Raw genomic sequence first — 25,758 nt, forward strand, 5'->3', positions numbered from 1 at the left:
TCTTATCCCAGTGTTACGTCGAGGCCGATATCAAGGGTCGGTGCCGAGATGGTGATTTTCGAGCTTGAGATATAATCAACCCCGGTTTCCGCAACGTCCTTGATGGTGTCGATATTGATGCCACCGGATGCTTCGATCCGTGCCCGTCCAGCGTTAAGGGCAACCGCATCTTTCAGGCCGCTGATGCCAAAATTGTCAACCAGCACCGTCGATGCCCCCGCTTCAAGCGCTTCTTCAAGCTGGGCCAATGTATCGACTTCAATTTCAATCACGACAAGATGCCCGACATAGTTGCGCGCAGCTTTGATTGCCTTGGTGATGGAGCCGCAAACGGCAATGTGGTTATCCTTGATCAGGACGGCATCATCGAGACCAAAGCGATGGTTGGCACCACCACCACAACGGACCGCATATTTTTCAAATGCGCGCAGGCCCGGCGTGGTTTTGCGCGTGCAGCAAATCCGTGCCTTTGTGTGGGTAATCAAATCTGCGAATTTTGCCGTTGTCGTCGCAATGCCCGACAGATGACACAGATAGTTCAGTGCCACACGTTCTGATGACAGGATGGCGCGCGCATTGCCGCTGACCCGGGCGATTTCATCACCCGGTGCCAGAACATCACCATCCTTTTTAAAGACTTCAAACGCCAATCCCGCACCGGCAAGCGCAAAGGAACTTCGTGCGAAATCGACGCCACATAAACGCCCGGCTTCACGCGAGACCAAAGATACTTTTGCACTGAGATCAGGACCAATTGTTGCATCCGTGGTCAGGTCGCCGGCGCGTCCAAGATCCTCCTTAAGGGCGGCGCGAACGCCTTCCTCGATCAGAATGTGCGGCAAGGAGGGCATGACTGCAGATGTTTTTGCGATGGTATTGGTCATAGGCTGAAGACCTCACGCGTGGAGGGGTGGAAAAGCTCGTCGATCGAAAGTTTCCGCGGTGAAAGTCCTTGGCGGTAGTGATAGTCAAGGAACGTCTCGATGACTTTGCGGTTTGGCGCAACGCCATATGGCCACAGATCATCACCCAGAAGGTTTTTCGCACGATCAAGTGTGTCTTCGACGAACGGCATGGTGACCTTTGTCGCAGATGTATCGCTCAGCGCATCAAGTGCCATTTTCTTTGACTGCGAGAACGCCTTGAGCAACGCACCGGGAAGCCACGGATGTTGCTCGGCCAAGCTTTTGCGCACGCCCAACACATGCATGATCGGGAAGATCGAAGTGCGTTTGTAATGATCTTCTGCCGCAGAGATGCTGTCAGAGAACAAACGCCCGACATGCGGATGGCCTTCATTGAAGCATTTTGGCCAACGCGGGCCAATGAAGCCGTCAATTTCGCCATCTGCCAGCATCTGATTAAGCGTGGCACCCTCTGGCGCTTGGGTCATTTTGACATCATCGGGCAGATCAACCTTGATCTTTTCCGGCCGACCCGGCGTGTCCATGCCACCACGTACCCAATGGATGTCGGATGGTTTTACCCCATAGTCATCCTCAAGAATGCCTCTCACCCAGACATTTGCCGTCAGCTGATATTCCGCAATACCGATGCGGCGTCCTTTGAGGTCTTCGGGGCTATTGATGCCTTTGTCCGTCCGGATGTAAACCGACGTGTGGCGGAAGGCGCGCGACAGGAAGACCGGAATTGCCACATAGTGAGATTCTTCTCGTGCGAGTTTTACGCAGTAGGACGAAAATGAAAGCTCGCTGACATCGAAATCTTCGTTACGGAATGCCCGGAAGAACATTTCTTCCGGGGACAGCAGCATTGATACGGGATCTACGCCATCAATTTTGACGCGTCCATCAAAAATCGGCCTGGTGCGATCATAGTCTCCGTAGGCAAGTGAAAGTGTCAGATTACTCACGAGTTTCCTCCAATATTTGTTTTTTGTGTCTGTATTTGATGAAGCAGCTTGACCGGTGCTGCCGCTTCTGCGGATTGCAAAATCGCGTGGCACGCTTCAAGCGTGGCAAGGCCCCAGCGCCCGGTTTGTGATGGCGGAGCGTTAAAGCGGACAGCTTTAATCAAGGCGGAGTTAACGCCGGCGCGTGGGCCCATCTCCAGCGGTGCAGGAATGTATTTCTGTTCGAAATGGCCGTGCAGCCAAACCCCGTTGGGCGTAATCCGCAGATCGCCGCCGTCACACGAGACAATGATCGGGCCAAAATGTTCGTGGTTTGGCGCGGGTGGTCGTGCCGGGGTTTCGCCATATGTTCGACCGGATTTCAGGGCGGATTCTTCTTCCGGGCTTGAAACCTTGGTCAAGGCTTTGCGGGCTTGACCGTAGCTTTCAGGGTCCTTCGGATAGCCAAGTTCGCCAACCCAGCCTTGCCATACATCGGAATCAAAATGCGCGTAGCCCGAATAGGTCAAAGAGGCAAAGGCACCGCCTTCAAATGTAGCCAATGCGCTATATGCGCCTTCAGTCGGGCGGGCCGGATCCCAGTTCCCGGTGGCCGCAGTGATGGTTTTCATCATGCCGCCACCCAGAAGCCTAACAATATCAAGCTGGTGGACAGCCTGACTGAAAATCACTCCGCCGCCTTCTTCTGTGACGAGTTCCTCCGGTCGACGCGGACGATATAGGAAGTCGGTATAGTTCATTGCATGAATCATGCGGACGTTGCCGACATCGCCAGACTGAATGATCTTATGGGCCAACATTACAGCCCCATCAAAGCTGTGGCTGGGGCCCACAATCAGTTGCACGCCCGCTTTCTCACAGGCTTCGACCATTTTGATGCCGTCTTCAAGATGGATCGCAAGTGGCTTCTCAACCAAAACATGCTTTCCGGCTTTCGCAGCAATTTCCACGTGATCGACATGCATTTGATGCGGTGTGGCGATATAGACGGCTTCGACGTCCGGATCGGCGCAAATATCCTCGACGTTCTGATAGGTGCGCCCGCCAAACTCCTGCTCGAACGCCGCACGTGAAGATTCCCGCGGTGCGCATGCCGCAACAAGTTGCACCCGATCATCTGCATTGATGCTTGGCAATGTCAGCATGAACCCGCGACCAAGCCCGATGACGCCAAGGCGCAAGGGCGCCTCAAGCTTCGGCTGATTAGAGTTCGATGACAAGATTTCCCTCCCTTGCGCGGGAGACACAAATCATGATCTGGCTGTCTTTTTCTTCATCCATCAGGACCATGTCGCGATGGTCAACATCCCCTTCGATCAGCTTGCAGCGGCAAGTGCCACAGGTGCCGCTTTCACAAGAGCTTACCGTTTTGATGCCATTATCACGAAGTGCTTCGAGAACGGACCTGTCAGCAGGAACCGTGATGGTGGTATCGAGATTGGCGACTTTCACTTCAAACGGTTTATCGTCTTCGCGCACGGCATCGACGGCTTTGAAGTCTTCGAAATGCACACGCCCTTCCGGCCAATGGCCTGAGATGGCTTTGATTTCTTCCATCAAGGGGGATGGACCGCAGCAATAGACATGCCCGGCACCGGGCTCTTCGAAGTGATCCCAGAAATCATAAACCTGATTGAGATCGCCATTGTCGTGATGAAACTTAACGCGTGATCCGAATGCGTTTTTGATATCATCCAGATATGCAGTTTCCTCGGCAGATCGGGTGCAGTAGATCATCTCGAACGGCTTGCCCTGCGCAGACAGGTGATTGGCCATTGCGTAAATTGGAGTGACCCCGATTCCGCCTGCAATCAGCAAATATTTCGGTGCATTTTTGAGTGCGAACGAGTTCTCGGGTGCCTGAATTGTAATCTCGCTACCTTCAGTAGCTGACTCGTGCATTGAGGATGATCCGCCACGCGATTCAGGCTCGCGTTTCACGGCAATCACGTAGGTTTCCGGAAATTCCCCATCATTAACAAGCGAATAGCGGCGCATCGCGCCGGATGGCGTTTCGACGGTGATATGCGATCCCGGCGCAAAGGCAGGGAGTTCGATCTCATCCACGGGGGAAAGCGTAAACTCGCAAATATAAGGCGTTAGCTGACGCCGTGCCTCTACGCGCATTTTTATGCTTTCTAATTCTGTTGACATTTTTTCCTCCCGAAGTAACTTTGATGAATAAATTAGATATCTAATAATTCTTGTCAAGTCACTAGATGCCTGTAATGATGTGATATTGATTCTTTGATATCTAAGAAAACACAAAGGAGGAGAGTTCACGTTATGCTCAGCCATGAAGAGAATGACCTGTTAACCCGCGTCTCGGGTGATGCGCCAATGGGGAAGCTGATGCGCCAGCACTGGACGCCGGTTTGCCTCATTGAAGAAGTTGCCGAAGCGGATGGCAAACCGCTGCTGGTGGAGGCGATTGGCAATCGCTATGTCGCCTTTCGGGATTCAAACGGAAAGCTTGGTCTTCTTGATGAGCTCTGCCCGCACAGACGTGCATCTCTGGTTTTTGGTCGTAACGAAGATTGCGGACTGCGGTGCCTCTATCACGGCTGGAAGTTCGATGTTGAAGGCAACTGTGTTGCCATGTCGTCCGAACCCGAAGGCAGTCCGCTACATGAGAAGGTAAAGCACAAGTCTTACAAGACCGTCGAATGGGGGGGCTTTGTTTGGGCATGGCTTGGCGAAGAAGAAGACATGTATCCGTTTTCGCCACCTGCATTTGCCCCGACCGAAGATACCCAGGTTTCAATCCTGAAAATCAGGATTCCGGCCAACTGGGCGCAGATTACCGAAGGGCAGATCGATTCCGCACATTCGTCCAGTTTGCATTCATCGGATATGAAGCCGGCCCGCGTTGAAGGCGCTTCCGCGGATGATCAGGCATGGTACCGCCCTTCGACGGATAAATCTCCGCGCATGCAGACCCAAACGACCAGCTACGGCTTCCACTATGCTGCGATCCGTAAGCCGATCAAAAATCCTAGTACCCATAACTATCTTCGTATTACCGAGTATATTGCACCCTATACATCTCTGATCCCGCCGAATAACAATTATAATGTTGCGAGTGTTATCGTTCCTATTGACGATGAAACCACTCATTTCCATTTCATTGCCTGGGGTGGAAAGGCCTGTCCGACAACCGAAGAGTGGCGAAAATTCAATCACGCACAAAAAGGCATTCACCTTGATGATCGTTGGGTCTCCCAGCGTCAATTGCACAATAATTTCCTGCAGGATCGCCAGGCTATGAAGCTCGGGAGTTTCACGGGTGTTAAGGGTATTCCCAATCAGGATATTGTGATGTGGGTATCTATGGGTGCCATTGTTGATCGATCGGTAGATATTCTTGGGGCTTCCGATCTCGCGATTGTCGAGTTTCGCCGCTTGATGGTTGATGCAGCCAGAAAAGTTGCTGCCGGTGGCGATGCGATCGGTACCGTCGAGCCAAGAATTCCGCATGCAGACATCGCTTCGCGCGAGGGGGTCTATCCGCAGACAGTGGATTGGCGAACTCTTGTGGAAGAGAAAAGTGTCGCTGCCGAATAAGGTTTTGATAGCAGGTTCGTTTGTGAGCCTGCTATTTTTTTCGAACAAAACTAAGATATCTAATTTTATGGTTGACTGATCTCCTTTGCTGCCATTTAATTTAGATATCTTATAAAAAAGACCAGAGAGACCTTTCCGTGATTACAAAAAATAATAAACACGGAAATTCCCGGGAGGAAAAATCACATGAAGCAGGTAGTCGCCGCTTCTGCAGCCCTGGGCACATTGCCCAACAAACTCCCCCAAGGGGTTTATTATGGTGGAGCTTGGCATAGAAGTTCTAGCCAGCAGATACCGGTTTATTCCCCATCGACCGGACAAGAAGTTGCCAAAGTTGACAGTGCCGGCGAGGAAGAACTTGAAGCCGCTGTAAAAGCTGCAACTGCAGGTCAGAAAATTTGGGCGAAGACGATCCCTTTGGAACGGTCGCGTGTTATGCGCGAAGCTGCAAGCAAGATCAAGGAGCACAAGGAAGAACTCGCGCGACTTGACGCTCTCGACAGCGGTAACTCGTTGCGGGGGATGCTGTTTGACGTGGATATCGCAGTTACCTTGATGGAATTCTTTGCGGGCTTGGCCACGGAGATTAAAGGTGAGACCGTCCCGGTTGGGGCGGGGAAAGTGAACTATGTTGTGCGAGAGCCTGTTGGTGTCGTGGCACGCATCGTCCCATTTAATCACCCGCTGATGTTCGCCTGCGCAAAGCTTGCGCCGCCAATCATGGCTGGCAACAGTGTGATCATCAAACCATCGGAAGAAACACCGCTTTCAAGCCTAAAGGTTGCCGAACTTATTGGCGGACTTTTCCCACCAGGCGTTTTGAATGTGCTGAATGGCGGCCCTGATCTGGGGGCAGGACTTTCAACCCATCCCGGTATCGCCAGCGTCAGCGTTGTCGGCAGTGCCGCAACCGGGCGTGCCGTCATGCGTCAGGCTGCCGATACACTTAAACATGTGTCATTGGAACTGGGCGGAAAGAACGCACTTGTCATGTTCCCGGATGCGGATGTTGAAAAGGCTGTTCAAAGCGCGGTCAAGGGCATGAACCTGCCATGGACAGCAGGACAGTCTTGTGGCTCGACCAGTCGGGTATTCGTCCATGAAAGCCTATATGATCCCGTCGTTGATCAGTTGGCCGCCGCATTTGATGCAGTAAAGCCGGGCGATCCACTCTCACCTAGTACCGAAATGGGCTGTCTCTCGACGCGCGGTCAGTATGACAAGGTCCGCGGTTACATAGAAATAGCGCAGAATGAAGGTGCCAGGATGGTGGCGGGCGGCGATGTACCCGAAGAGCTGTCTCATGGCTTCTTTGTTCGACCGACTGTATTTGCTGACGTCACCCCCGATATGCGCATTGCGCAAGAAGAAGTGTTCGGACCGGTGCTGAGCGTCCTCAAATGGAGTGACTATGACTCCCTGATCGAAGCGGTAAATGGGGTTGATTACGGGCTCACTGCCTCGGTTTGGACGCGCGATATCTCACAAGCTATGCGTGCAGTTGATGACATTTGCGCCGGGTATGTCTGGGTCAACAATTCCAGCGACCATTTCCTTGGCACACCGTATGGCGGGATGAAGCAATCCGGCATCGGACGCGAAGAATGCTTGGGCGAGATGCTGTCTTACACCGAGCAAAAGAACGTCAATATCACTTTCGAGGCCTGATGCCGTTCCAGTGGGACCTTTGACGGTCGGCATCCAATAAAAATAACAGAAATTATAAATTGAGATCTTACCCATTAGGGAGGAAAGAATGAGGCTTTTGACTCTTGCCGCGGCTATTGGACTGGCCTTCGGCGTTAACACTGCACAGGCTGAACCGGTAAACCTGACGCTCTCAGGTGGCAATCCGGGTGGCTTGTGGTCCCTTCTCGGCGCAGGTATCGACCGTGCCGTAAAACAATCAGACCCAAATTCCGTTGTAACATATCAGGCAACTGGTGGTGGATTTGCAAATATTGGTTTGCTGGGAGCAAACCGGACGGATACGGGATTAGTTCACAACGCTGAAGTGAAGATTGCTCTGGCAGGTGAAGAACCCTTCAAGGCTCCTGTAAACAACATGCGTGCAATTGGTTACATGTATAATTGGGCGCCGATGCATTTCTTCTTGGCGAAGTCGATTGCCGACGAATACAACATCGATAGCCTCGACGATCTTGCAACAGCAAAAGCACCGGTGCGTATTGGTGTAAACCGTTCGGGTAACATTACGTCCAACGTAGCGTTGTTCATGCTCGAACAAGCTGGGTTAACCACGGAAGCTGTTGAGGCAAATGGTGGACGCATTGTTCAGGCCGGGGCAAACGACCAGGCAGAACTGCTGAAGGATGGTCGTATCGACATTGTTACCAATGGTGTCTTTGTTCTTCATTCCTCATTCCGCGCAATTGACGAAAACAATGAAGTCATTGTCCTCGACATTCCCCAGAATGTAATTGATGCCACGAATGCCCGTTTCGGAACTCAAACTTATACAATCCCCGGAGGAAGTTATTCCAATCAGCCAAATGATGTCGAAACGTCGGCCCTTGGTGCTCTTCTGGTGGCGACGGATCAGATGGAGGAAGAAACTGCATATGACCTTACCAAGGCTTTGATTGCAAATGTTGACGAGATCAAGGCGGTTCACGGTTCTATGAAGGCGCTGACCCCGGAGCTTATGGCTGATCAGGATGTTCTGCCGTTCCATCCCGGTGCAGAACGGGCATATCGCGAGGCAGGACTTCTCAAATGATGAAGTCACTTGTAAACACAGGCCGCAAACGTACGTTTGCGGCCCTACCCCACAAAGTTCTGATCAGCTTGGCGGCGCTATTTGCGATCGGGGTTATTTACGGCAACCTCTTCGTTATCTCGGACCCGCTTATAATTGGCATTCTGTTTCTTAGCGCCTTGTTCTCGATGCTCTTCTTGGTGGTCGGTGCAACAACTAATGCACGGGACAAACCGACCATTATTGATTGGGTGTTAAGTGTACTGAGCCTCGCTACCGGAGTGTTTTTCCTTGTGAATGCAAGTGTGATTTCAAGCCGGATTACTTTGCTTGAAGAGCTTACACCTGCTCAACTTTTCTTCGGGTCGTCACTTCTATTCTTGTCACTTGAAGCGACGCGTCGCACGACGGGTGCAGGTCTTACGATCGTTGTTCTCGGTTTTATGGCCTACAACCTGTTCGGTCACTTGCTACCCCCGCCCTTTGGGCACGGAGTGATCGAATACACCTACCTGCTGGATGCGCTAATCTTTACAACGGACGGTGTCTTTGGTGTCCCGATCCAGGTTGTCGCTAGCTATGTTTTCCTATTTGTTCTGTTCGGGACGTTGCTGTCATTTGCTGGCGGAGGGGACTTCTTCTTTAACCTTGCTGCCTCGCTGACTGGAAAGAGCCCCGGTGGTCCAGCAAAGGTCGCTGTTATCTCATCAGGCATGTATGGAACGATTTCAGGCAGTCCCGTATCTGATGTCGTCGCGACGGGCTCGATAACGATCCCAATCATGAAGCGCCTTGGCTATTCATCGCGTTTCGCCGGCGCAGTTGAAGTTGCTGCATCCACAGGTGGCAGCGCCATGCCGCCTATCATGGGCTCAGCCGCGTTCATTCTTGCTGAGTACACAGGGTTTGCGTATCGCGAAGTCGTCTACGCCGCGATTATTCCAGCGATCCTTTACTATCTTGGCGTTTTCTCGCAGGTTCACTTGCGCGCGGTCAAACGCGATCTGCGCTCCTATCCAGATGATGTCCCTACGCTTAAGGCAACCCTCATTAATGGCTGGATGTTTATTGTCCCGATCGCGGTGATCATACTCGCACTGTCGCTTGGTTATTCGCCAACCATGACGGCAGGCTTGGGAGCTGCTTCTGTCGTCATTGCAGCGGCTTGCTCTGCGCGAACCCGCATGAGCGTTTGGCGTGTAGTTGAAGGCCTTGGTGAAACCACACTGCGCATCCTCCCCGTTGCTGGCGCGTGCGCGGCTGCGGGACTTGTAATCGGAGGTCTGTCTATGACGGGCCTTGGCATGAAAGCGGCAAACGTGATCATGACAATCAGTGGTGCGGATCCGGTTATCACCTTGATGATTTCCGCTGTGGTGACCATCATTCTCGGTTTAGGGATGCCAACACCAAGTGCTTACATTCTTGCAGCAGTTCTCGTTGGGCCAGCACTTTCAAAGTTGGGATATCCGCTTCTTGAGTCTCATATGTTCTTGCTTTACTACGCGATCCTGTCGGCCTTGACGCCACCGATTGCGGTTGCGGCGCTGGCGGCAGCGGCCATTGCAGAAGAGGATCCATTCAAGATTGCGTTTGATGCAGTCAAACTTGCCGCAGTCGGCTTTCTGCTGCCATTCGTCTTTATTTGGAATCCTGCTATCATCGGTTCCGGTTCATCCATTGAGATTGGGCTTGCCGTGATCGGCGGTGTTATCGGAACGATTTCACTGGCGGCTGCAATAGAGGGCTATATGAATGGCACTCTGTCGCGGCTAATGAGAAGCCTGTTCATTTGCGTCGCTGTTGGCAGTGTCGCGCCGTACATGCTCGTATCTTTGGGTGCGATTGTTGTGGGCAGTGCACTACTTGCACGAAACTACTTCTCAACGTCACCCTCCTCAGCGAAAGAGGCGAAGGATCAAAAAGTTCCTGGAGCTTGATGCGTTCCAGTTGTGCAAGGGAGGTGTGCGCATATGCTTCATGCCTCCCTTTTTTTCGCGATGTCATAGGGCTGTTTGATATTGCATTTTCCCGAGATTGGACTTTTTACCGGCAGCTTTATGCTGCGGAGCTCATGGTCACTGCATTTTACCGATCCCGTTTCGTCTATAGTTATCCCAGTGCTGCATCCCGACCGTCGATTAGGGTAAGCGTCGCGGTTAGTTTTGTGCGTAGCGGATTACTCGCGTGCGCATGTCTATTTCCAGCCTCAGGAGATGTTTATCCTGGCTGACGCGACTTCATTTACTGAAATAAAATGGCATAATATCTTCGATCTCTAATTATAAAAGGGCCAATGACACATCTGGCTTAGAATAACAATTGGAAGCAGCAGCCAGCGAATGCTGGCCGTTCGGAGGAAAGCGATGACTAATCTAATGCGTAACTTAAAAATCTCGACAAAAGTTTTCGGAGGCTTTGCGCTCATCCTGTTGCTTCTGGCAACCGTTGCCGTGTTAGGCGTCGTTTCCATGAGTAGTGTGGGGACAGACTTTACGCGTTACAGAGAAGTTGTTCTCCAATCAAATCAAGCGGTCCGTGTGCAGGAGAAGCTGTTGGAGGCACGGGTGGCAGTTAAAGATTATCTATTAAGCAATAGCCCTGAAGATGCCCAAATAGTACTTGATATGCTCGACACGACTAAGCTGTTGAATCAAGAACTAGGGTCTTTACTGTCCGAAGGAAACCGAAAAGAGGCCTCGAGAGTAGTTTCAGATAACTTGACAGCATATTCTGAATCTTTTGAAGAAATCGTTTCGCTCTCGGTTTTTGATCCAGTACGTGGCGATTTGGTTTCCAATGAGTTAGAGCGTATCGGGCCGATTGTTGCCAGTGAGTTAGAAGACCTCAAGCTTGACGTAAAAGCAGAGCAAGATGAGATCGGCCCGCGCGCTGCTGCTGCATCTAAAAGATCTGTTTTGATCAGCGAGATACTAGCGGGTGCTGCAATCATCATTGGTGTAATTTTCGCGTGGTTAATTGGGAGGGGCATCTCTCAACCTATCGTGCAAATTACTGAAGTGATGAAAAAGTTAGCTGCGGGGGACAAAGAAGCAAATGTTCCAGGTGAGCATCGTGGAGATGAAATTGGAGAAATGTCTCAAGCAGTATTGGTGTTCAAAGAAAACATGATTCGTGCTGATCAGCTTGCCACGAAAGAAGCTGAAGCGCTAAAATTAAGAGAAAAACGAGCCGAGAAGATAAGCGAACTTACCGCCGAGTTTGACAGTGAAATGGCTTTTGTGCTCAAAGCCCTCGTAACTGCGGCCAAGGAAATGCAATCGACTGCGACTGGAATGACCAATACTGCAGAAGAGACAAGTCGGCAAGCTGGGATAGTTGCGACAGCGGCCGAACAGGCCTCGACTAACGTTCAAACAGTAGCGAGTGCAACTGAAGAGTTAAGCGCTTCGATTAGCGAAATAAATCAACAGGTGGGGCAGTCATCCACGGTTGCAGCTCGAGCCGTTGTAAATGCGGAAGAAACGAATGTCCGGGTACGTGGGTTGGCGGATGCAGCGCAAAAGATTGGTGACGTTGTTGGACTGATTAGCGATATTGCCGAGAAAACTAACCTTCTTGCTCTAAATGCGACGATTGAGGCTGCTCGTGCTGGTGACGCGGGTAAGGGTTTCGCTGTGGTGGCTGCAGAAGTCAAGAATTTGGCGACAGCGACATCAAAAGCAACTGATGAGATTACTGCGCAGGTTTCAAATATCCAAAGTGAGACTGATGGTGCGGTTGAGGCAATCGCTGCAATCTCTTCCACTATCTCGGAGATTAGTGAAGTTTCGGCAGCAATTGCAAGCGCTGTTGAGCAACAGGGAGCTGCTACACTCGAGATCACTCGCAACGTCCAAGAAGCCGCTGGGGGTACCACCGAAGTCACTAGTAGTATTATTAGTGTGAATGAAGCTGCGGTTTCGACAGGTGGAGCAGCTGAACAAGTATTAGATGCTTCGGGCAGTTTATTACATGAAACAGACAAATTGCGTGAGAAAGTGCAAGCATTCCTGAGTTCTGTTCGAGCAGTCTAACTGTCAAACATCCTTTCGAAGTGTCAGGGCCGAGATAAAAGTTATTTGAGTGATATCCGTTGCTTGTGATTCATTTGTCTTTGTCATGGAAATGGCGGGGTGAGCGCCCTCGACTTACCTTCAATCAGTTCAGTGCGCAGTGCTGTCAGTAATGATAAAATCAGTCTCCGGATCATGCTGTAAGAGGCGGGGATAACTGACCGCGCCCAAGGGGGCAGGAAGAGTTTTCCTCCATAATAGATTAGCGCAATGGCAAATATAATCCCGAGGGCCATGGCAATCGCATGTAACGCCGGAACGTATTTTTCCGGGACAAAAGCATCAAGGAAATCGACCGAAATATGACTTCCGAGCCGGATGCCGATACTGATACCCACGAAGCTCACGACAATGATTGCATAGCCAACAATTGTTTCAATCTAGAGACGGAGCATTATACCGGTTATGAATGATACCCGATGTTCAACCTGATTTTCTTTTTTGTTTCATGATGAGAGTGACTGCATGTCAGTCTGATTTCAAAGGTGTTGTTTTGAGCACGCTTAATGGGCGATTTATTGATTGTACAGACCTCATACCTGGGGTGTTTTGTGATCGGGGATTTATTGACAATACCGTCAATAAATCACACATTGGTTCAGCTGATACCGAGTTGGTTCTATCTAAAGCAATCACCTCTCAATTAGAGAAGCCGCCTTTGATCCAGACTAACCACCTGGTAGGCGGCTTCTTGCGTTTTAGAAAGGTCAGCGCGCCAACGGATTTTCTGCAGTAGCCTATCTAATTGTCAGCAGATAACCGAGACGAAAAGCTTTGCAATCCTCCACGCAAAACGTCCGATAGTTTCTCCCACACCCCGTTTGAGGAAGGATGATTGAGAGCTCCATTCTCAGAAAATTTGAAAGGCAGCACAATGTAGATAAGCTGATTGCGCTTTAATAGTGCAGAAGAGAGCTGATCACTTACATTTCTTCACTATCAAAATGCTCAAACATGAATAGCAACAGCTCCCGAATTTGCATTATTTAGAATATTATTCTCTCAATGCGTCCGCGGAATCAGACAAGCATGCCTTCTAAACAGCCAGACGATAATCGCCGTCGCAAACCAATGCGTAACGGACGGCGAAAAACAAAAACAGTAGGACCTCACCCAATTGATCTTCATGTCGGTAGAAGATTGCGCGAGCTCCGCATGCTTAACGGTTTCGGGCAGACAGAAATTGCTAAACTTTTGGGTATTACTTTCCAGCAGGTTCAAAAGTATGAGCGGGGAACCAATCGAGTAAGTGCATCAAGGCTATATGATATTGCCCAAGCACTCAAAGTTCCGGTCAGTTATTTCTACGATGACATACCACGCGATCTTACTGACAAGTCTATTGCTCAACGCAACAAGATTGTTACTCAACTCTTCGTTTCTCGTGAGGACCCTATGCAGCGGCGAGAAACTTTAGAACTTGTACGCAGTTATTACGGTGTTGAGGATGATGTGTTGCGTGAACGGATATTTGAACTGATAAAATCGATCTCGAAATACAACAGCAGCAAAACAGACAGGGGTATCTGAATAGCTAGCCGATACGACGGAGTTCTCAACGGATCAAAGCGATCCCGAAAACTCCGTTTGATACGATCACTAGGGCGTCCGCATCGGATAAATCAAGTTAAATAAAAAAAGCGGCGCAACCTAAGTCACCCGCTCCAATTCTCTTGCTGCAGGGTTTTCTCGCTAGCACGAGGGAACTGATCCCGCAACTCACACTATGACTAATATAAAAATTATATGGTGCTGTTCAATTAAATTCGTATGTGAAACTGAATACTGTCTTCACAACGAAAATTTGAGATTCACCCGTACCATTTTGGCATTCTCATATTTTCCGACACAAGTTCTCATATTTAATTTTACAGTCTCATATTTTGTGTTCATTTACACCACCCCCGACAAGGGCGGGCATAGATGCTGAATGGTGCGGTTGCCTGAAGGGGCGGGTGCGAATAAGCCCGCCTGCAGGCAGCAATCCTGACACCGAATGGATCACCGTGGTTTCAAGCGCCTGTCTGGCATCAAGATCGGGCAAAATACCGGGCAGGCGGGCGGCCAGCATGGATTTGCCCGATCCGGGTGGTCCCGACATCAAAAGGTTATGGCCACCGGCGGCTGCGATCTCAAGCGCGCGCTTGGCACTTTCCTGTCCCTTGATATCGCGCAGGTCGCCGTGAAATTCGCTGATTTCGCCGTCCTCATGGCGGACCGGACGGGCAAGAATCTGCGTTCCCTTGAAATGATTGATCAGGCTGATCAGCGTCTTGGGCGCGAGGATTTCCAGATCACCGGCCCAAAGGGCTTCGGCCCCGTTATCATGCGGGCAAATAATCCCGCATTCGCACATCCCGGCTTCCATCGCAGCGGGCAAAACCCCGCCAACCTTTGTAATACTGCCATCAAGGCCAAGCTCGCCGAGCACCAGAAACCGCTCGATATCCTCATGGCCGATCACATCCATTTCGGCCAGAAGGCCCAAGGCAATCGGCAGATCGAAATGCGATCCTTCCTTAAGCAAATCGGCTGGCGCCAGATTAATCGTGATCCGTTTGGGCGGCAAAGCCAGTCCCATCGCGGAAAGGGCGGATCGCACACGTTCGCGGGCCTCGGAAACGGCCTTGTCAGGCAGCCCTACCACCGTAAAAGCCGGCAGGCCACTTGCCATTTGCACCTGAACATCGACGGCAATCGTTTCAATTCCGGCAAAGGCAACTGTCGTAACCCGCGCTGTCATGCTGGCTGATCCCCGTAACCACAAGTTGCATTACTTTGACGGGAAACGGGGATCAGGGCAACAAATCGTTTATCAACAGCGGACTAGGCGGATCCTGCCTGCGCATCGGCGGGCATCTCGGTATTGATCATCCAAGGCGTGCCGAACCGGTCGACAAAGATGCCATAACCCGGCGACCAGAAGGTTTCCTCAAACGGCATGGTCACCGTGCCACCGACCGAAAGCGCATCGAAAATTTTCTTTGCTTCGTCGGGCTTTTCAAAATGAAGCGAGGCATTCATGCCCTGCATCGGACTGAAGTAACCAGGCGGGCAATCCGATGCCATCAGATGCCAGTCATCCCCCATCAGGCAGGCATGGGCGATCTTGTCATTATGGTCTGGCATGTCTCCGGCCATCGGCGTATCGCCATAGGCCATCATGATCAATTCACCGCCCAGAACAGATTTGTAAAACTCAAATGCTTCACGGCAGTTGCCATCAAAATTCAGATAAGTGATCAGTTTCATCGGGGTATTCCTTGTAAAAAAGGTGGTCGCAAGGGTCACGGCTCCAGCCCGAACTGGGCTTCACCGCTGTCACAATCAAAAGGCACGGAAAAATGTTCATGCATGATGCGCCAGTGCCCACCCTGCTTTTCAAGATGGCTGGTGGCGCGCATCCAGCTGGCCTGTTCGCTGCCATCCGGGTTACGAATGCCACACCGGATCAGGAAATGTGCCACCGCAAGATGGCCAGACGCCCGGATAACCGGTTCCTGTGATTGAAAAATCATGTCGCCCTGATCGGGCATGCAGCTTTGCCAATGGGCATGATAGTCGGCCCGACCGTTAATTTGCAGCGGCCCGACCGCGTCATAGGAACAGATATCGTCGTGATAAAGGTCCATGATCGCATCAACATTCCGGTTACTGGCCGCTTCAATCCAGCGGTCAAAAACGTTTTTGATCTCCTGATAGTCTTTGCTGGTCGCATGTTTCATCAGACATATCCTTTGTTGGTGACACGAGGGGGGTCAGATGTTTGACGAACGAGGGATAAGCAGCCTCACCCTGCGGCACAGGCACGTTCAAGCTTGGCAATATCGATTTTTTGCATGGTCAGCATGGCCCCAGCCGCCCGGGCAGCGATCCCGGGATCGGGATCGGTCATCAGGTCAATCAGACGGGTCGGGGTGATCTGCCAGAACAGGCCGAACCGGTCGCGGACCCAGCCGCAATCGCGCGGTTCGCCGCCTTCGGACAGACAATCCCAGTAATAGTCGACCTCTGCCTGATCCTTGCAATCAACGACAAAGGATACGGCTTCGGTGAATTTGAATTCCGACGGGTAGTTAAAGGCCGTAAATTGCCGTCCGAACAACTCAAATCCGATGGTCAGAACCTGTCCCTCCGGACCGGGTCCGGCAGACGTGCCACGCATGACCTTGCCAATTTTCGTGCCCGGAAAAACCGTGGCATAGAAATTGACGGCTTCCTCGGCATTGCCGTTGAACCACAAAAAGGGGCTTATTTTCTGCATGGGGCATCCTCCTTGCCGGGCAGAATGAATTTGGATCGGCGGCGACACTCAAACCGGATAATTGATTAGTCTTTTATGATTTTCCCGTTTGACAAATACGTTGATATCAACATAATTATTCCATGTCAAAAAAAGATTTCAACCACAGCGATCAGAAGGTCCCGTTTGCCGATACCATTATGGTGCGGGACTCGTGCCTTTGCCTGCATGTCAGGCGGGCGGCACGCACGATTGCACGGCGGTTTGACGATGCCTTTCGCCCGCTTGATCTGACCAGCGGGCAATATTCGCTTTTGATGTCCCTAAACCGGCCGTCGCCACCGCATATGAAAGATGTTGCCGATCTTCTGGCGATGGATCGCACCACGCTGACCGCCAATCTCAAACCGCTGGAACGACGCGGACTTGTTGAAATCACCCCGGACCCCAGGGACAAACGCGGCCGTTTGATCAGCCTGACCAAGGACGGCATGGCGCTTCTGGTGCGCGCCTTTCCGGTCTGGAAGGAAACCCAGGATCAGCTCGAAAGTCTGGTCGCCAGCTCCAATGCACAACAACTTCTGGCCGATCTGATCAGTCTTTCGCAGGAACCGGAACGCTAGGCTGCGACCCCGTCAGAAAAACTGATCCGGCTAAGCAGTATCAAGCCGGTATCTCAGGAAAACTGCCCCTTCATGGCTAACCTGCCCGTCAAACACAGCCCCCATGCGTTTTAACGCCCCCAGTTTCGTGCGGGTTGGCGGCAGTAAAAACGTGACAGAGGAAATGCGCCGATCCGAACGGGCAAGATCAAGCGCCTTGCGGGTGATCACCATGCCCAGTCCGAAATTCTGTGGCCTTAAAACCAGCCCGTAATCCCAGTCTTCACCCTCTTTTTGAAACCCGCCCCAGCCGACATAGTCGCCATCGCACAGGATTGCCCAATGCCCCAGCCCATCACGCTGCCAATATTGCGATTTATGGGCCATAAATTGCTGATAGCTGTCCTGATCCCACGGCCCGTCAAGCAACGGCATATGCGTTGCCATTCGCGGATCGGACATATGGGCGATAATGTCATCAGGTGCGATGGTCTCAAGGGGCACAAACGCGATGTCGCAGATGCCCGATGGCGGCAAGGCAGCATTTTCTGACATGTCATCCTGCCAGTATGATCAAAGAAAAAGGCGCAAGGGATTTGCACCCATTGCGCCGTCTGGCAGATCAAATGTCAATTCACGGCCCATCACATTTGCCCGACAGGCAGCAGTAAAAACAGGAAAAGGGCCTCGCAACGATCAGTCGTCGCTTTTATCCGCCCCATCACGCGGCGGCAGGAATTCCTTGCGGCAGGGTACAGCTTCTTCGTTCACAACGGTCCAGCCGAAATTGCGAAACTTGCCAAAGCTTTCCTTTTTCATGGTGATGCCGCTGGCTTCATGCTTGCGCACAATGCGGGCGTCCTCGCCGTCAATGCGGGCGGCACGGGCCCAAGCGCGTTCACGCATGGCTTTGGTGATTGTCGGTTCGGTCATGAAGGCTCTTTTCATCGAATGGGGCCAAATCGCATTATAGCGCGATCAGGCAGGTTTCACGATGGCTTTAACCCATGACCTGATCGCAGGCAATTGGCTTCTGATCGCTGTCAATCCGTGTCATGGGGCAAATGGAACACAGTTTCAGTCAAAGATTCCCGTTCGGACATGATCGCCATCCAGTCGCGCACCCGGACCGGAATGTCAAATCGCCGTTCGGGCCAGCGGAAATCAATGTAATAAAGCCCGACCAGAACCGACCATGTGCCAATATGTGGCGCTTCGGTCCGCAATTGCGGCAGGCCGTCCAGGATGGCATCAATTGCGCTTTGTACTGCGGCTGCCTGACGTTCCATTACGAAATCGGAACGATCTGTTTCATCGCGCTTTGAATCGGCAAAAAGGCGTCCCGTCGCCGCCATCATGCCATCGGCAAGTCCTTGCCATTTCAGGGCATTAAGCCGTTCGACCCCGCTTTGGGGGATCACGCCTTCGGACTGGCCTTTTGATCGGGCCAGCTGGTCAAGATAGTCGCAAATCACCGCTGATTCAAACACCGCCATCCCGTCTTCAAGGATCAGGGTCGGAACCTTGGCCAGCGGGTTATGGGCGCGAAGGGCAGCATCGGTCCAGGGATCAATCAGGATTTCACTGACCTGTTTTTCCAGACCCAGTTCACGCAAAACAACACGTACCTTGCGCGAGAAAGGTGACGTTGGAGAATAGTAAAGCTGCATCATGGTCAAAATCCCTTGCCGTTATTGAACGTTACGGATTTTGTAACGCCCTATATCGTCAGATCCGGTGTCTCGCCGATCCCCTCAAGATGCCAGTTTGCATCCCAGCGTTCATTCTTGCGGGCCAGTGTAAGGTAATTTCGCGCTGCACAATAGGTTCCTTTGCGCCCCGGCAGCGGTTTTAGTCTGGTCGGGCGATCAGGCAACGGATGATCCCCGATCCATGCAAGCAAACCCAACACCCTTGCAAACATCACCGGCGGGGCGGTGTGGGAAATGCCCGAGGCCACCAGTTGATGAAGGGTTTTACCCGCTGTTTCAAAAGTCCCGCGGGTTGCAACATGGATTTCCCCCGACAGAAGGGTAATTTCATGATCATGATCATTGGCAATGCGTTCAAGCAATTCAAGGAACCGGCACCATTCGCGCCGGTGCCATCTGCTTTGCCACTGATCCCGCAGATCGTCTTCATATTTCTGGGCGCTGGGCAACAGATGCAAAAACATCTCGACCAGTGACAGGCGCGGACCAATCACCGGCACGCTCGACATCAACAGGATGCGATTGCCATCGGGTATGGTTTCAAGGGCACCCGGAAGATCGCGCCAGCCGTGATCACCGATAATGTCATTGGGCGTCCGTTCGGATCGAAGATCGGGCGCAATCAGGCTCAGCCCCGGATAATCCACCCGCCAGCCAAGGCTTCTTCCGTCCCTGTCAAGCACCATTGCAGGCAGGGTTTTCGGACCGGTATCCGGACTGGTTGCAAGCTGCATCAAACAGAATGCCGCCCGCGCGCAGGCAAACATGCCACGCACCACTTGTGATCCCTGAAACCATTTCTTGTGGCTGCCCCAGCCATCAAAAATATCATGGTCATCCCACATCATCAGCGACGGCACGCGGGCAAGCATATGACTGATCTGGGGTTGCCCATAGATCGCCAGATAATGATCAAGATAGAATTTCAGAACCGCATCACGCATGTCTTCGGTAAATGCCGTGGCAAGTTTCTGGCGGCGGCGCGCCTTGTCCCAGGCAATGATGCCCGGATGGCACTCCCACACCCCGTCGGCATAAACCTGATCCCCGCCATGGAGCAACAACGCAAAAGGCCTGTCCTGATGTTGTCTGGCCAGATCAATCCACAATGCATTGCGGTCTTCAAGCGGCCGGTCAAGATCACCGTCTTCCTGCCCGTTACAGGACACAAACCCGATCCGCAGATCACCGGTAAAATCCGTGCAGACAGAATACGTTTCACTTCCGAAATGATAACAGGCATCCGCATTGGCGGGCAGCTCGAACTCAAACCGCCAATAGCAGCGCCCATAAAGTGTCGCCAGCAATTCCGGCAGAACAGGCTGGCCGGAATCTGTGCGAAATTCGGGAATGTCGAGCCCTTCGGGCGCAACTACAAGTGCGGCGATCCGCGATATCTGACCGGTGCCGCCACGGGCAAACAGGAACGGCCCGAACAGGTCGGTATCAGTGCTTGTTGATGGCGTGCTGGCTGTCATCTGTCCCTGTCATCTGCCGAAGTGCTACGTCACTTATACGTTCAGTCGGTAAGGTGGTTCCGTGCTGATGGACATAAAACCTGACCACATCCTGAACGGATTGTTGAAGTTCAGAAAAGCAATCGGAACAAAAAAGGGCAAGCGACCCGGATCACTTGCCCCTTGATTTCGAAAAAGCCGTTCACTTAGGACAGGCGCGTCTCGATCGCATCCCAGATCAGGCTTTCAAGCTTCGATCCGTCAAAGCGGTTAACTTCCTGCAAGCCGGTCGGCGAGGTGACGTTGATTTCAGTCATATAATCCCCGATCACATCGATCCCGACAAAGATCAGATCGCGCTTTTTGAGCTCCGGCCCGATGCGGTCACAGATTTCAAGTTCGCGCGGGGTCAGAAGCGATTTCTCGGCAACACCGCCAACATGCATGTTTGATCGCGCCTCGCCTTCGGCCGGAACACGGTTGATCGCGCCAACCGGCTTGCCATCGACCAGAATGATGCGTTTGTCGCCCTTGCGCACATCAGGCAAATAGGCCTGAACCATCAAGGGTTCGCGCGACTGGGCTGCAAACAGTTCCAGCAGGGAATTAAGGTTCTCGTCCCCCGGTTTGAGATGGAAAACACCCGCCCCGCCATTGCCAAACAGCGGCTTGACGATGATGTCGTGGAATTCTTCGCGGAATTCACGGATGCGCGCAGCCGATCGCGTGATCAGGGTTGGCGGCATCAGATCGGGGAATTCGGTGACAAAGATCTTTTCTGGCGCATTGCGGACATGGCCCGGATGGTTGACCACGAATGTTTCCGGATGGATCGCCTCAAGCAAATGGGTCGCCGTGATGTAATTCATGTCAAAGGGCGGGTCCTGACGCATCAGGATGACGTCGGTTTCCTTTGCCAGATCAATGACCCTGGACGCGCCAAGATCATGATGATTGCCATGCTCGTAGCGCAGGGTCATCGGGCGAACTTCGGCCTTGATGCGGCCGCGGTCATAGAACATGTCATCGGGATGATAATGCAAAAGTTCATATCCGCGCGCCTGGGCTTCAAGGCCCATGACAAAGGTGGAGTCCCCTTTGATATCGATTGATTCGATCGGATCCATCTGGATGGCGACGATACGGCTCATTAAACGCGTTCTCCTGTTCACCGGGACGGTGCTGCCCCTGACCTGCATGTCGACAATTATGGCCCAAAACGGCCAATTGTGATCATTTGCGGGCATGGCTTGACCCGGCTGGCCTTCCCGGCCAAATGATGCGATATGTAAGATGTTGCGATTACATTTGGCAGGATTTTTATCATCCGCCATTCATCTTCCGCAATCGCCATCAATTATTTGTTTTGAAGACCGGACAGGCACATGACTTTTTCGCGTAAGAATTCCAGGGCACATTTGCAAAATATCGGCAAGAAAAGCCGGTCCTTGATTGCTGCAAGTGTCCTTGCCACTGCCATCGGTCTTGGAACCCTTGCCAGCGTCGCTTTCCTGCCACAGGCAGCACACGCCCAGTCGGCTGACAAAATCAGCCCGGAAATGATCAGCAAGATCGAAAACTATCTGGCGAATATCACCACGCTCAAGGCCGATTTCGTACAGATTTCCTCGGATGGCGGGGCCGCCGAGGGCGAATTGTTCATGGAACGTCCGGGCAAGATGCGGTTTGAATATAACCCGCCGGCACAAATCCTTCTGGTCTCGACCGGGCATGATTTCATTTACTATGACAAGGAAATCAATGCGCCGACCTATTTCGACATTGATGAAACCCCGGCCGGTATCATTCTGGCGGAAAACATCTCGCTGACCGACAAGGTCAAAGTCGTCAATTTTCAGCGCACCGCCGAAACCATCCGCGTTGAACTGGTCCGTAAAACCGATCCGGGTGCAGGCAGTGTGACGCTGGTCTTTGCCGAAAAACCGATGCAGCTGCGCCAGTGGATCGTCACCGATCCGACCGGGATTGAAACCACAGTAACGCTTTTCAACACCGAAGAGGGCGTTGCGCTTGATCCGGCCCTGTTCAAATTCAAGCGTATCTGGCCGCAAAGCGGCAACTGATCATAAAAATTTCTCATCTGTCTTGCCCGATCAGACAGACCGGCTTTCGGGCCGGTTACTATTAAATATTTTTTGATTCAAACCCTTGTCGCCATTGGGGTTTCGTAATGAAATCGGCCATTGTTCAGAATCACTCAAACATTCGTGAGGCAGGGCAAATTTCGGCCCGGATGCTATGGCGGAGGGGCAGCGAGCTTCCTATATGTGAGTCTGTCACAAGGTTCCCCTTAATGATGGGAACCCGGTGTGAGGAAGAGGTCTCCCCTACCTTTCCTCACGCTCCAGATCATCGGAGCGCTGGCGTCCGGTTCTCCCCCCTGGCCGGACGCCTTTTTTTTGCCCAAACGCCACGATAAGACGGAAAACTTGGTTCGGGTCCCGACCCGGCCGGATTTGGGAAATTTTCTGCTTTTTTGCGCAGATTTCACGGGCTGTTAATTTTAATTGCATAGGAACATCAGGCATGATTCCCTTGCAGGCAAAGTTCGCCAAATGACACGACACGACAGGACCGACACGTTCGATGATCAATGACTTTCTGAAATCCATCGCACAATTTTCCGACCCGCGTTTTCGCAAAGTCGTACTGATTGGTGTTGCCGGTGCATTGGCCACCATTATCGGTCTTTGGGTTTTGATCTGGCTTGGCCTGAATTCCATTACCTTTTTCACCGATGGCGGCTGGCTTGAAAGTGCGGTCGACTGGCTGCTTGGCATCGGGTTGATGTTGCTGGTGATTTTGCTGTTTCCCGCAGCCACGGTTCTGATTTCAAGCCTGTTGCTTGATCAGATTGCCGATGCGGTCGAAGACAAGCATTACCCGACCTTGCCCGAAACCCGTCCGCAGCCGATTTCCGAGGCCCTGATCAGCGGCCTGAAATTCGCGCTGACGGCCCTTGCGCTTAACATTCTGATTTTGCCGCTTCTTCTGGCTGGTCCGCTTTATGTCATCGCCTTCTACACGATGAACGGATATCTTTTGTCGCGCGAATATTTTGAACTGGTTGCGGCACGCCGTTATGATGCACGCACGGTTGAGACCATTCGCAAAAGTCGCCAGAAAAAGCTTTGGCTTGCCGGTATCGGCCTGACCTTCCTGATGACCATTCCGGTGGTCAATCTGGTCGCGCCGATTATCGCAACAGCCTTTATGGTCCACTATTCTGTTCGCCTTGGCACCTTTGTGCCCCAAAGTGCATAACGCTGGAACACCGCCGCATGACACGGCACGCACAAGGCAGACGGAGAGCGGATTGCTGAACCGAAACTGCAATACAAGGATCTGGTCATCCAATGTTTGGGAAGAAAAAAGCCAATAAAACAGTCGACAGTAATGCGGCTTCGTCCGATACATCTGTCAAGGATGGATCAGGCACCCTTTCCGGGACCACGACCAGGTCGACAGAGATCGCATCCGAGCACGCCTCTGGCAGTGCCGTAAAAACAGAAAAACGTACTGAGCCGCAGCTCTTCACCAAGCCGCGCACAAAGGATGAACCGCAAATGTCCAGTAAACCGCATTCTACCAGCTTCCGCCCGGAAATCCCGAAACGCCCGCTTGAAATCCCGACCCGTGGCAATTCGGGCCGTCCTGCAAGTGCGGCCAGCAATGCCGAGGGCAAAAAGCTGACGGTCGGTCGCGATATCACGCTTAAGGGTGAAATCGGTTCCTGTGACGTTCTGGTCGTCGAGGGCGTTGTCGAAGCCCAGATCAAGGAATGCACCCGTCTTGAAGTGTCCGAAGGCGGTTCCTTCATCGGGTCGGCACAGGTTGACGAAGCAGAAATCAGTGGCAAGTTCGAAGGTGACCTGACCGCACGTCGCGTCACCGTGATCAATTCCGCCGAAATCAACGGCAAGATCACTTACGGATCGTTGCAGATCGAAAATGGTGCCCGCATCAAGGGTGAACTCGACTATGTCGAGGGCAGCGACGACGGCCTGTCGCGCGCCGGCACCACCGCGGCGATCACCATTCCGCGCAAATCGGAAGATTCCTAAGTCCCGTGCGCGCAGTTGGTTTGACCATACAGACACCCCGATCGGACATCATCCGTCCGTTCGGGGTGTTGTGCATTCTGGCCCTGATTGCCGTGGGCTTAAGTGCCTGTGGCGGCAATGCCGTGCCGCCAGGCACCACCAATACCAACTATGGCATGCTTGAAGAAAGCGGCCAGATCAAGACATCACGTCCGGTTGTCCGCAAGAAGCCTGAAAATACCAAACCGGGCAAAACCGCTGCCATCCCGTTCAAGCAAATCCCGAGCGAAACGCTTAAAGGCCTGTCAGAAGACGCCTTTGAAGCCAGAATCGGCACACCGGAAATGGTCCGCGGCGAAGGCGAAATCCGCGTATGGCAATATCGTTCCGAACAATGTTCCTTTGATGCCTTTTTTGTTCCCAAGGCAGAAGGACAACCACGTGAACTGGCTCACATGCTGGCCCGTATGCGCCGTGGAAACAGCGTAATTTCGGTTCAGGATTGCCTTGATCAGGTTGTAAAACTGAATCTCGCCAACGGATAGGACCGGAAATCACCCGCCAGCCTGCCAATTCGCAGATCGCGCTGATCATCTTGGTTTAATCTTTACCTTTTGTCGGCAGACTCAGCCAGGCAACCTCATAAATTTGCCATATCTGATGGCTTTATTACCTCCTTCCTGGCCCGTTTGGGCCTGTCCCGAAACTTCAGACACGATACGCGACCTCATGAAAAAACACGCCCATCGTCTCGTCAGAACTTCGATTGCCGCTGCCCTGTCAGCCTTTGTCTCAGTGATTGCGATCAGCATTCCTGCCACCAGCGTGCAGGCCCAGAATTCGCCCAAGCTGATTGACGTTTTTGGCAAATGGGAAGCTTACACCTATTCCGAAGAAGGTCAGAAAGTCTGCTATATGGGCAGCCAGCCGACATCGGCCAAAGGTGACTATACCCAGCGCGGCAAGATTTACGTAATGGTAACTCACCGTCCGGGTCTGAAACTGTTTAATGAAGTCAGCTTCATTACCGGTTACACCTACAAGGACAAAAGCACGGTCGATCTTCGAATCGATTCCAAGAAATTCAGCCTGTTTACCCATGCGGATTCTGCCTGGGCGGTTGATGCCGAAACCGACCGCAAGCTTGTCAGTGCCATGAAATCGGGTTCGAACATGGTCGTGGTTGGCTATTCAACGCGTGATACCAAAACCACCGATACCTATTCGCTGTCGGGCTTTACGGCCGCCTATAACGCTATTTCAAAGGCTTGCAACACCAAGCCGGTCAACTGATCGCGTTTTTGCAAACCGATAGGTGATGCTGCGTCCCTTTTATGTGCAACCCTGATTGCATATGCGCGATAGCAGCAATGTGAAATTTATCGTTTCTAATTTCGCCCGGCCCCGCTATATGCGGGGCCAAGCATTTTTGCATCTTTTCTGGTATA

At 52.2% G+C, this 25,758-nt stretch carries 25 protein-coding genes and 1 pseudogene; 12 read left to right on the forward strand and 14 right to left on the reverse strand.

The genetic code is table 11. From position 1 onward, the window contains the following. Nucleotides 1-2: 2 nt before the first annotated feature. The 4 genes from nadC to ACTU44_RS01870 are packed head-to-tail and all read right to left on the reverse strand — an operon-like array spanning nt 3 to nt 4,171. Nucleotides 3-884 (reverse strand): carboxylating nicotinate-nucleotide diphosphorylase, encoded by an 882-nt coding sequence (gene nadC / locus ACTU44_RS01855; protein WP_462096515.1) that lies wholly within the window; start codon nt 882-884, stop codon nt 3-5. Then, the gene (locus tag ACTU44_RS01860) at nt 881-1,873 is read right to left on the reverse strand and encodes an ABC transporter substrate-binding protein (protein WP_462096516.1); all 993 of its coding nucleotides are present in this window, start codon (nt 1,871-1,873) and stop codon (nt 881-883) included. Before ACTU44_RS01860 ends, nadC begins: the two co-directional genes overlap by 4 nt. After that, nucleotides 1,870-3,093: a Gfo/Idh/MocA family oxidoreductase gene (locus tag ACTU44_RS01865; RefSeq protein ID WP_223304935.1), complete on the reverse strand. Its 1,224-nt coding sequence runs from the start codon at nt 3,091-3,093 to the stop codon at nt 1,870-1,872. Before ACTU44_RS01865 ends, ACTU44_RS01860 begins: the two co-directional genes overlap by 4 nt. After that, nucleotides 3,077-4,171 (reverse strand): PDR/VanB family oxidoreductase, encoded by a 1,095-nt coding sequence (locus ACTU44_RS01870; protein WP_223304934.1) that lies wholly within the window; start codon nt 4,169-4,171, stop codon nt 3,077-3,079. Before ACTU44_RS01870 ends, ACTU44_RS01865 begins: the two co-directional genes overlap by 17 nt. Here ACTU44_RS01870 and ACTU44_RS01875 point away from each other — a divergent pair. From ACTU44_RS01875 to ACTU44_RS01895, 5 genes are all read left to right on the forward strand, one after another. Further along, nucleotides 4,160-5,437: a Rieske 2Fe-2S domain-containing protein gene (locus ACTU44_RS01875; RefSeq protein WP_063086236.1), complete on the forward strand. Its 1,278-nt coding sequence runs from the start codon at nt 4,160-4,162 to the stop codon at nt 5,435-5,437. The genes ACTU44_RS01870 and ACTU44_RS01875 overlap by 12 nt on opposite strands. 186 nt (nt 5,438-5,623) lie before the next feature. Beyond that, nucleotides 5,624-7,105: an aldehyde dehydrogenase family protein gene (locus ACTU44_RS01880; protein ID WP_063086238.1), complete on the forward strand. Its 1,482-nt coding sequence runs from the start codon at nt 5,624-5,626 to the stop codon at nt 7,103-7,105. Nucleotides 7,106-7,193: 88 nt separating this feature from the next. Then, the gene (locus tag ACTU44_RS01885) at nt 7,194-8,177 is read left to right on the forward strand and encodes a TAXI family TRAP transporter solute-binding subunit (RefSeq protein WP_063086240.1); all 984 of its coding nucleotides are present in this window, start codon (nt 7,194-7,196) and stop codon (nt 8,175-8,177) included. Then, nucleotides 8,174-10,096 (forward strand): TRAP transporter permease, encoded by a 1,923-nt coding sequence (locus ACTU44_RS01890; RefSeq protein WP_063086242.1) that lies wholly within the window; start codon nt 8,174-8,176, stop codon nt 10,094-10,096. The genes ACTU44_RS01885 and ACTU44_RS01890 overlap by 4 nt, the downstream gene beginning before the upstream one ends. Before the next feature lie 426 nt (nt 10,097-10,522). Beyond that, entirely contained in the window at nt 10,523-12,193 is a 1,671-nt protein-coding gene (locus ACTU44_RS01895; protein WP_063086832.1) for a methyl-accepting chemotaxis protein, read from the forward strand. Nucleotides 12,194-12,276: 83 nt separating this feature from the next. Here the strand turns inward: ACTU44_RS01895 and ACTU44_RS01900 are convergent, their stop codons facing one another. Further along, nucleotides 12,277-12,612 carry a TRAP transporter small permease subunit gene (locus ACTU44_RS01900; protein ID WP_083952712.1) on the reverse strand — a complete coding sequence of 112 codons (336 nt, stop codon included), beginning with the start codon at nt 12,610-12,612 and terminating at the stop codon, nt 12,277-12,279. A gap of 649 nt (nt 12,613-13,261) precedes the next feature. Here ACTU44_RS01900 and ACTU44_RS01905 point away from each other — a divergent pair. Beyond that, nucleotides 13,262-13,762 (forward strand): helix-turn-helix domain-containing protein, encoded by a 501-nt coding sequence (locus ACTU44_RS01905; RefSeq protein WP_223304932.1) that lies wholly within the window; start codon nt 13,262-13,264, stop codon nt 13,760-13,762. Nucleotides 13,763-14,129: 367 nt separating this feature from the next. Here the strand turns inward: ACTU44_RS01905 and ACTU44_RS01910 are convergent. The 4 genes and pseudogenes from ACTU44_RS01910 to ACTU44_RS01925 all read right to left on the reverse strand — a co-directional run. Continuing rightward, nucleotides 14,130-14,975 (reverse strand): annotated as a pseudogene (locus ACTU44_RS01910) (YifB family Mg chelatase-like AAA ATPase); the annotation flags it as partial. Nucleotides 14,976-15,058: 83 nt separating this feature from the next. Next, a complete protein-coding gene (locus ACTU44_RS01915) occupies nt 15,059-15,484 on the reverse strand; it encodes a VOC family protein (protein ID WP_462096517.1) in 426 nt (141 codons plus the stop codon). 35 nt (nt 15,485-15,519) lie between these two features. Continuing rightward, complete coding sequence (locus tag ACTU44_RS01920) at nt 15,520-15,957, reverse strand: YybH family protein (protein WP_462096518.1); 438 nt, start codon at nt 15,955-15,957, stop codon at nt 15,520-15,522. Nucleotides 15,958-16,022: 65 nt separating this feature from the next. Continuing rightward, complete coding sequence (locus ACTU44_RS01925) at nt 16,023-16,496, reverse strand: VOC family protein (RefSeq protein WP_336079669.1); 474 nt, start codon at nt 16,494-16,496, stop codon at nt 16,023-16,025. 122 nt (nt 16,497-16,618) lie between these two features. Between ACTU44_RS01925 and ACTU44_RS01930 the strand changes: the two genes are divergently transcribed. Further along, on the forward strand, nt 16,619-17,098 hold the full coding sequence (locus tag ACTU44_RS01930) for a MarR family winged helix-turn-helix transcriptional regulator (protein ID WP_462096519.1): 480 nt from the start codon (nt 16,619-16,621) through the stop codon (nt 17,096-17,098). A gap of 30 nt (nt 17,099-17,128) precedes the next feature. On the opposite strand, the gene ACTU44_RS01935 is transcribed toward ACTU44_RS01930, so the two are convergent. The 5 genes from ACTU44_RS01935 to gshB all read right to left on the reverse strand — a co-directional run bounded on the left by ACTU44_RS01935 (nt 17,129) and on the right by gshB (nt 21,397). Next, nucleotides 17,129-17,632: a GNAT family N-acetyltransferase gene (locus ACTU44_RS01935; RefSeq protein WP_462096520.1), complete on the reverse strand. Its 504-nt coding sequence runs from the start codon at nt 17,630-17,632 to the stop codon at nt 17,129-17,131. A gap of 141 nt (nt 17,633-17,773) precedes the next feature. Continuing rightward, the gene (locus tag ACTU44_RS01940) at nt 17,774-18,010 is read right to left on the reverse strand and encodes a hypothetical protein (protein WP_114096364.1); all 237 of its coding nucleotides are present in this window, start codon (nt 18,008-18,010) and stop codon (nt 17,774-17,776) included. Between the two features lie 110 nt (nt 18,011-18,120). Continuing rightward, nucleotides 18,121-18,750 carry a glutathione S-transferase N-terminal domain-containing protein gene (locus ACTU44_RS01945; RefSeq protein WP_462096521.1) on the reverse strand — a complete coding sequence of 210 codons (630 nt, stop codon included), beginning with the start codon at nt 18,748-18,750 and terminating at the stop codon, nt 18,121-18,123. Between the two features lie 47 nt (nt 18,751-18,797). Next, a complete protein-coding gene (locus ACTU44_RS01950; protein ID WP_462096522.1) occupies nt 18,798-20,267 on the reverse strand; it encodes an alkaline phosphatase D family protein in 1,470 nt (489 codons plus the stop codon). A 185-nt stretch (nt 20,268-20,452) separates the two neighbouring features. Beyond that, nucleotides 20,453-21,397 carry a glutathione synthase gene (gene gshB, locus ACTU44_RS01955; protein ID WP_462096523.1) on the reverse strand — a complete coding sequence of 315 codons (945 nt, stop codon included), beginning with the start codon at nt 21,395-21,397 and terminating at the stop codon, nt 20,453-20,455. Between the two features lie 234 nt (nt 21,398-21,631). Here gshB and ACTU44_RS01960 point away from each other — a divergent pair, with 234 nt between their 5' ends. The 5 genes from ACTU44_RS01960 (at nt 21,632) to ACTU44_RS01980 (ending at nt 25,603) form a co-directional block, all read left to right on the forward strand. Continuing rightward, nucleotides 21,632-22,330: a LolA family protein gene (locus ACTU44_RS01960; RefSeq protein ID WP_114096367.1), complete on the forward strand. Its 699-nt coding sequence runs from the start codon at nt 21,632-21,634 to the stop codon at nt 22,328-22,330. A 523-nt stretch (nt 22,331-22,853) separates the two neighbouring features. Then, a complete protein-coding gene (locus tag ACTU44_RS01965) occupies nt 22,854-23,531 on the forward strand; it encodes an EI24 domain-containing protein (protein ID WP_114096369.1) in 678 nt (225 codons plus the stop codon). A gap of 302 nt (nt 23,532-23,833) precedes the next feature. Then, nucleotides 23,834-24,331 carry a bactofilin family protein gene (locus ACTU44_RS01970; protein ID WP_258548574.1) on the forward strand — a complete coding sequence of 166 codons (498 nt, stop codon included), beginning with the start codon at nt 23,834-23,836 and terminating at the stop codon, nt 24,329-24,331. Nucleotides 24,332-24,351: 20 nt separating this feature from the next. After that, on the forward strand, nt 24,352-24,855 hold the full coding sequence (locus ACTU44_RS01975; RefSeq protein ID WP_462096524.1) for a hypothetical protein: 504 nt from the start codon (nt 24,352-24,354) through the stop codon (nt 24,853-24,855). 184 nt (nt 24,856-25,039) lie between these two features. Next, entirely contained in the window at nt 25,040-25,603 is a 564-nt protein-coding gene (locus ACTU44_RS01980; protein WP_462096525.1) for an invasion associated locus B family protein, read from the forward strand. Nucleotides 25,604-25,758: the final 155 nt, after the last annotated feature.

This window comes from Thalassospira sp. SM2505 (assembly GCF_054901115.1).

What these genes read in the sequence shown, in the direction of transcription:
- nadC (WP_462096515.1), bottom strand. Translation starts at nt 884, where the DNA reads ATGACCAATACCATCGCAAAAACATCTGCAGTCATGCCCTCCTTGCCG.
- ACTU44_RS01875 (WP_063086236.1), top strand. Translation starts at nt 4,160, where the DNA reads ATGCTCAGCCATGAAGAGAATGACCTGTTAACCCGCGTCTCGGGTGAT.
- ACTU44_RS01870 (WP_223304934.1), bottom strand. Translation starts at nt 4,171, where the DNA reads ATGGCTGAGCATAACGTGAACTCTCCTCCTTTGTGTTTTCTTAGATAT.
- ACTU44_RS01880 (WP_063086238.1), top strand. Translation starts at nt 5,624, where the DNA reads ATGAAGCAGGTAGTCGCCGCTTCTGCAGCCCTGGGCACATTGCCCAAC.
- ACTU44_RS01885 (WP_063086240.1), top strand. Translation starts at nt 7,194, where the DNA reads ATGAGGCTTTTGACTCTTGCCGCGGCTATTGGACTGGCCTTCGGCGTT.
- ACTU44_RS01890 (WP_063086242.1), top strand. Translation starts at nt 8,174, where the DNA reads ATGATGAAGTCACTTGTAAACACAGGCCGCAAACGTACGTTTGCGGCC.
- ACTU44_RS01895 (WP_063086832.1), top strand. Translation starts at nt 10,523, where the DNA reads ATGACTAATCTAATGCGTAACTTAAAAATCTCGACAAAAGTTTTCGGA.
- ACTU44_RS01905 (WP_223304932.1), top strand. Translation starts at nt 13,262, where the DNA reads ATGCCTTCTAAACAGCCAGACGATAATCGCCGTCGCAAACCAATGCGT.
- ACTU44_RS01915 (WP_462096517.1), bottom strand. Translation starts at nt 15,484, where the DNA reads ATGAAACTGATCACTTATCTGAATTTTGATGGCAACTGCCGTGAAGCA.
- ACTU44_RS01920 (WP_462096518.1), bottom strand. Translation starts at nt 15,957, where the DNA reads ATGAAACATGCGACCAGCAAAGACTATCAGGAGATCAAAAACGTTTTT.
- ACTU44_RS01925 (WP_336079669.1), bottom strand. Translation starts at nt 16,496, where the DNA reads ATGCAGAAAATAAGCCCCTTTTTGTGGTTCAACGGCAATGCCGAGGAA.
- ACTU44_RS01930 (WP_462096519.1), top strand. Translation starts at nt 16,619, where the DNA reads ATGTCAAAAAAAGATTTCAACCACAGCGATCAGAAGGTCCCGTTTGCC.
- ACTU44_RS01935 (WP_462096520.1), bottom strand. Translation starts at nt 17,632, where the DNA reads ATGTCAGAAAATGCTGCCTTGCCGCCATCGGGCATCTGCGACATCGCG.
- ACTU44_RS01940 (WP_114096364.1), bottom strand. Translation starts at nt 18,010, where the DNA reads ATGACCGAACCGACAATCACCAAAGCCATGCGTGAACGCGCTTGGGCC.
- ACTU44_RS01945 (WP_462096521.1), bottom strand. Translation starts at nt 18,750, where the DNA reads ATGATGCAGCTTTACTATTCTCCAACGTCACCTTTCTCGCGCAAGGTA.
- ACTU44_RS01950 (WP_462096522.1), bottom strand. Translation starts at nt 20,267, where the DNA reads ATGACAGCCAGCACGCCATCAACAAGCACTGATACCGACCTGTTCGGG.
- gshB (WP_462096523.1), bottom strand. Translation starts at nt 21,397, where the DNA reads ATGAGCCGTATCGTCGCCATCCAGATGGATCCGATCGAATCAATCGAT.
- ACTU44_RS01960 (WP_114096367.1), top strand. Translation starts at nt 21,632, where the DNA reads ATGACTTTTTCGCGTAAGAATTCCAGGGCACATTTGCAAAATATCGGC.
- ACTU44_RS01965 (WP_114096369.1), top strand. Translation starts at nt 22,854, where the DNA reads ATGATCAATGACTTTCTGAAATCCATCGCACAATTTTCCGACCCGCGT.
- ACTU44_RS01970 (WP_258548574.1), top strand. Translation starts at nt 23,834, where the DNA reads ATGTCCAGTAAACCGCATTCTACCAGCTTCCGCCCGGAAATCCCGAAA.
- ACTU44_RS01980 (WP_462096525.1), top strand. Translation starts at nt 25,040, where the DNA reads ATGAAAAAACACGCCCATCGTCTCGTCAGAACTTCGATTGCCGCTGCC.